Source organism: Candidatus Hydrogenedentota bacterium, from assembly GCA_035416745.1.
Classification (GTDB): domain Bacteria; phylum Hydrogenedentota; class Hydrogenedentia; order Hydrogenedentales; family SLHB01; genus UBA2224.
On the sequence record DAOLNV010000080.1, the window covers coordinates 1,501 to 7,374 of the forward strand.

Annotated in this window: 3 protein-coding genes; all 3 read right to left on the minus strand. The window is 64.1% G+C overall.

Features of this window, described 5'->3' with window-relative positions; all coding sequences use genetic code 11:
- A partial coding sequence (locus PLJ71_18465; protein HQM50678.1) for a twin-arginine translocation signal domain-containing protein occupies positions 1–1,382 on the minus strand: 1,382 nt, incomplete at its 3' end.
- A 6-nt stretch (positions 1,383–1,388) separates the two neighbouring features.
- Positions 1,389–4,778 carry an exo-alpha-sialidase gene (locus PLJ71_18470; protein ID HQM50679.1) on the minus strand — a complete coding sequence of 1,130 codons (3,390 nt, stop codon included), beginning with the start codon at positions 4,776–4,778 and terminating at the stop codon, positions 1,389–1,391.
- 234 nt (positions 4,779–5,012) lie between these two features.
- Positions 5,013–5,477, minus strand: a complete 465-nt coding sequence (locus PLJ71_18475) for a PTS sugar transporter subunit IIA (GenBank protein HQM50680.1) — start codon at positions 5,475–5,477, stop codon at positions 5,013–5,015.
- Between the last annotated feature and the right edge of the window lie 397 nt (positions 5,478–5,874).

Consider the following 5,874-nt stretch of genomic DNA (forward strand, 5'->3'; position numbering starts at 1 on the left):
GTCTGGAGGCGCATCCGCAGGGATGCCGCTCGCGACACCTCCTCCCCCACCGGCAACGCCACTTCGAGCGCCCCGTCCGCAAGAAGAGGTTTCGGCAAGCATTGTGCGTAAGGCACGACATGGTTGGTGTAGCCGCAACCGTCCAGATGCGCGGCGGTATCAAGACAGAAGAGCTTGTCTTTCCCAGCGAGGGTTTGCGGCTCGCCAATTTCCGAGAAGACCGCGCGCACAAAGGCGTTGTGGCCGTCTTGGCCGGGCGCGGGGAACAAGTTGAACAGGCTGATGCCGGCGCCGCCGTTGCGAAACGCGTTCGCGGCAGCCCCGCGCCACCCTTCGATGCCGTAGGGAATGCCGGGGCCGTATGGCGCGCGGCGCAACATCCCCGAACAGCTGATGCAGGGATACACGGGGATTTCGCGAGGGGCCGCAAGGGCGGCTACTTCACGCACGGGCATGGAAAAAGGAATGTACCCGCCGCCGGTTGTGACGAAGTCGGGCAGCTCTTCCGCCAGCCAGGTCCCGGTGTCGACCCCGATGTATAACCCCTTTTCGACGGTCAACGGCACCCGCACGGAAAGCAGCATGGGCCGCCCGCGCTCCGCGCCTGCGTCCTCGACAAGTTTTCTGCATTGCCTCACCACATCGGTCAACGCCGCGGTATGCTCGGGGGTGGCCGGTTGTCCGTCCAGCGTCTCTTTGAAGAAAATGGGATGGCGCATCCAATCCAGGTCGATGCCGTCGACGTCGTAATTGCGCGCCACCTCCGCCACGAGGGCAACGGCGCGGTCGCGGACACTTTGCAGCGCAAAATCAACGCCCGACCCCCAGCGGCGCTGTCCGCCAGGCGGGGCGGAAGTCCAGTCCCCAGAAACGCCCAACACGGTTTCCGGATGTTCGGTTTTCCACTGCGGCCACAGGGGCGGCGTGAACGCGTCGTGGATATCGTTCATGCGCAGCGTCCAAAACGCCTCGTACCCGTTTGCATGGGCGAATTCGACGGCAAGCTTGAGCGGGTCGGTACCCCGCTCCATCAAGACGCGCATGTTGTTGTGTTCGAAGGGCCCTTCCTGTTTTGTGAACACCTCGCCAACGTTCGTGGCGTGCGTGAAATAATTGAACGACTGGGTTGTGCAATAGAAAAGCGTGTCCGCCTGCGTGCCGCGCATGTGAATAAGGCGGACGCCAACGAACCCCTCCGGCGTGGCGGCCTCAGGCGCCCAGACGTCGTCGCCGTCGTCGTTGAAAATGATCCGCCGCTTGCGGTTGGCGAGCTGTTTGCGTTCCGCGTTCGCAACCGCTCCGAATGAGAGATATGGGAAAGCCGCCGCGGCTGCACACCCGTACGCGCCGCGTTTCAAGAACTGTCGCCGCGTCGTCTTCATGACGGTTCACCTCGTGGTTGCGGGGGGAAGTGCCCAACGAACGGACTCCGCCACCGTGTCGCCCTTGCCCGGCCGCATCAGACTCGCCCCCTCGCCTTCCAGGTACCCGGTGACCGCGTAGGCGGTGAGGATCTGCCCGTCCGGCAACTGGACCGATGCAGGCCAGCCCGTATAACAGTTCATCGAGAGCGCCAGCATGATCGGATGCCCGAAATCCCACGTCTTGCCGTTATCTTCGCTCAAGATGGCATACACGCCAAAGGGAAGATGATACGACGCGTAGCTACAAAGGATTCGCCCGTCTTTCAGCACCAGCAGATGGCCATGGACCTCGCTGTAAGCAAGAAAGTCGCGCGGGCCCTCCCAGGTCAGGCCGTTGTCCGCCGACTCCCACAGCACCATGTGGTCGCCGGATTCGTCGCCGCCCGGGGTGGGAGTACCGCGCGGCGGAGAGGCGCCGGACCGCGGATGATCCCCGCTCAGCCGGCTGCACGCCAGCAGATTGCCGTTCGGGAGCCTTACCAGGGAAGCTTCGTCAAACATAGGAGATGGAGAATCCCACGCCTTGACAGCCAACGCCTCGGCCCACGTCGCACCGCCGTCCTGCGACGTGTAGAGCCACGCTTGCGAGGGTGGCGCGGCCGGGTCATAGTACACGCCGCGGGACATGAGGAGCGTGAGGGTCCCGTCGGGAGATGTCAGCACGTCCCGGATCATGGAATACCCCGGCCCAAACGTGGCTTCTTCCGTGGTTTCGCCGATGGGGAACGTCTTCCACGTGACGCCGCCGTCGCCGGAGCGTGAAACGCGGAACCCGTGGGGGTGCGAGGAGATTTGCAGCACAACGCCGTCGGTAAGCGCAAGGATCGCCGGTTCTTTGCCGAGCAGCTCGCTGCCGGCGGTCTCGATACGCTGCCAGGTCTCGCCCGCGTCGGACGATCTAAAGACCGTGATGCGCCATTTGCCGTCGTCGGCCTGGTAGCAGGGGCACGCCAGCACGTCGCCGTTGGCCAGACGCGTCAAGCCCGTCTTGTAAAGCCCCCGCTCGCCGATGCGCGCCCTGACCGCCGGCTGCCGCGACCAACAGGCAATCTCCTGGAGATTCATGCCCGTATATCCCGCGAGGCCGGCCGGGTACTTGCTGTAATCGGGCGGGGCAAACCCTGCCGCCGGCCGCTTTGCCATTTCCTCCAATTGCGCGCGTTTGTCGCGGATGGGCCGGTACGCGTATTCGTTGAGCAGGGCAACCGCGCCAAGGTCACCGTGGTCGCGGGCAACGTCCGCCCATGCCTGGATAGCAGCGCGAATCTCCTCGCAGGCTTGCGCAATATGGTCCGTGGCCGCCTGTATATCGCCTGCCTTCTCGGCGGCCGCCGTCTCTCCGAAGTGCTGCGCGGCATCGAGATACTTGGTCGCGAAGGTCAGCCGCCCCACGTGATAGTCCGCAAAACGCCGTCCGTTGGCGGCGCATGCGTCACGCGCGGCCGTCATCAGCGACAATGCCTCCGCGTATTGTTCCCGGTCGGCTTTGATCGCGTCGGAGAGGCCGCCAGCATCGTAATGTTTCGTCATCATGCCGGAAACGGGGAACCCAAAGCCCAAACCGTGTTCGTCGAGGCCCTTCGTGATTTCTTCGATGATTTGGAATGCCTGCACTGCGGGGGTAACGCTGTCCGGACCGCACGCGCCGGCGACAAGCTCGCGGCAGGCGGATTCCGGGTCCGGCGTGAGGGGCGCGTTGGCGCCCAGGTCGGTCCAACTCGCGCGCGCCAGGTAATACACGGTCGGGTCGAGGTCGCCGACGGTCCAATACCGCGTATAGAACCCGCTCCAGCCGTGAGCCCGCAGTTCCTGCATGACACGGTGGAGCGACCCCGTGGCCAGTTGCGGCAGCACGCCGACGTTGTCGTCGGCAAGGGTGAAAATCAGGTTCGCGGGCAGGTCTCGAGGCGGTTCCTGGCGGATGAGTTCCACCTGGCGCAACTGGCGGCTTGCCGTGTAGTCAACGAAACTGAGCACCTCCCCGCCCTCGGGCGCCATGCGCGCCAGCAGGGGAAACAACTCCTCCACGACGCCGTTGTAGACCATTCTCGCGGGACTCCGGCCCCCGGGGCGCGCCAGAAGGCCGCGTTCCCGCATAAGCGAGTCGAAGAATGCCAAGGAGGCCAGATCGCCTTTCAGCATGGTCTCGACACGTTCGCCACCCCCAGGGAAGGAGGAACGGCCCCGCGCCTTCGCGCAGAGTTCCTCGAATGTCCCCAGTCCCTCTGAGCCATAGCGCTGCGTGAGCGCTGCATAGGCTTCGGCGGCCCGGCCGGTCCATCCGCGATGTTCGGGCATGCCGATGTGGAGGTACTCCGCTTCGGGGTAGGTCTCGACATAGGCGCGGACGATGGTGGCGGCCATCTCGCGCAAAAGGGGATCGTCCATGGACTGGTCCGCGCCGGGGCCTGCGGTAAGGTCGCCGAGCTGGGTGACCGGCGCACTGCCCGGCATCACGGCCATGAATTCTTTGGGCCATTCGAACGGATATATCGCGATGCCCGTTTCCATGCCCAGGGCCTGCGCCTGTTCGAGGATGCCGTGCGCCAGGTTCTCAGCCCGATTCACCAGGTCCTGGGGCGATGCGGCACCCACGAAGTCGGGATTGGTGAACTCCGTCATGCCTTCGAGTTTCTCGCGGCCGACGGTATCCTCGTCGATGGGGTACCGTGCGCCGAAATACAGCGTGGCCGGGGGCTTCTCCATGCCTTGGAACGAGTACCGCACGAACGGCTGGCTGGGCCAGAAGGACAGAAACACGCGGTTGTATTTCATCTTGGCAATCTGATGAAGAAACCGGCGGTTTTCCTCCAGGCTCCACGATACCGGGCCCGTGGCCAGGTCGTTGACAAGCCGCCAGCACCGGGTCCGCATGTTGGGCCTGAGGCGGATGTCGGCGCCGGGCAATGTCAGCGCGCCGGGGTTTTCCGGCAGCACGTCGCCGTGCACCAGGTACCGCACTCCCCATCGCTCAGCCAGTTCGTAAACGCCCCACAGCACCGCCACCGGGCTGCCGCCCGTGATGACGGCCTTACCGCCGCCGGCCTGCGGAACGGGGTGAATCCAGATCTCTTGTGGCTCAAGCGCCCCCTCGGGCGCCCACACTTCGCGTACCGCCGGACGCTCGGGAAGGCCTACGGCAAAGACCGTTGATGCGCCGCCTGCTTCCTCGGCGGGCGATGCCGTGACAGCAAAGATCTCCCCCAGGTAACGGCACAATTCCGCGCCGGCGAAGCGTTCGAGGTCCGTCGCGTCCGGCGCGACAACCACGGCGGCCTCGGCCGCGTGAGCGGAAGGCGAAACCGATGCGGCAAACAGGAAGGCGAGCGCGGCTGTGAACAGAGATTTCTGCATTGTCCCCGATCTCCTTTACGCTGGGATTCCCGTGGCCATGGCGGCGGCTCTTGCCGGAAGCCGGCAGCGCGTGTCCATTGTGCCATAGCACAAGCGGCCCCGCCATAGGGGAGTGGCGCGATCAGGAGACCACGACGCAGCAAAGAGCGCGCGGACAGGATCCCAAACACGTTTGGGCCAGACCACGCGGTCTTGCTGCGCAAAACCTTGGGTCGGTCCCCTCGCGTGCCTGCGTCAGTTCCGACCTTTTCCTGAGGCATTAATGGAAGCAAGGACGTCGTCCACGCAGCCAGCCTCTTTCAACCGGGCGATCAGGCTCGGGCGCTGCCTGAGGGCAGCCGCGGCGGCCAGCGCCTCGAGGTATTGTGTCGGTTCGTGAGGCGGAGCGACGATCAGAAAGACAAGGTGGCAGGGCCTTCCGTCGGTTGAATCGAAATCCATGCCCGGCGCGGAGATGCCCAGGGCGGCGCCGACCTCGCGAACGATTTCTGTCCGGGCACGGGGAATGGCAATACCGTGCCCGAAACCAGTGCTGCCCCGTCTTTCCCGGTCCAGAATCGCCGAAAGCAGGGTATCGCGGTCGGTGGCCTTTCCGCTACTGACAATGAGATCGGCAAGACGCTCGATAGCCGACCACTTATCGAGGTAGCCGGTCGAGATTTCGATCGTATGCGGTTGTAGCAGTCTTCTCAGTACCATTTTCTTCTCTCCACACGGGATATTGAGCGAAAGCCGTATTGCAGGCCATCGCGCAAGCAGCAATATGTGCTCCACGATCCCCCGCCAGATGGTCGCTCGTCAGGACCGCTGCCTATCGGGCTGGCGAGTAACGGCTCACTTCGAACCTATGGCGGGCCTTCCCCAGCGCAAGCTGCCGAAACGCAAAGCTGCGTCCCATTGATAAACCGGGACTGGGGCTTTGGTGAGGCGGGTTCAGTCCTTCTCCTCGTACACGCGCGTGGTCTCAGCGCACTTTTCAAGCCTCGTCAATTCAATTAGACGCCTCAACCCGTGAAGAGGTTTCAGTTGCGTAAAACCCGGCTATTTCGGGGTTTTCGCGTGGCGTGTTTCGCGTTCGGGACTGACCCGGGCTCTT

What these genes read in the sequence shown, in the direction of transcription:
- PLJ71_18470 (HQM50679.1), bottom strand. Translation starts at nt 4,778, where the DNA reads ATGCAGAAATCTCTGTTCACAGCCGCGCTCGCCTTCCTGTTTGCCGCA.
- PLJ71_18475 (HQM50680.1), bottom strand. Translation starts at nt 5,477, where the DNA reads ATGGTACTGAGAAGACTGCTACAACCGCATACGATCGAAATCTCGACC.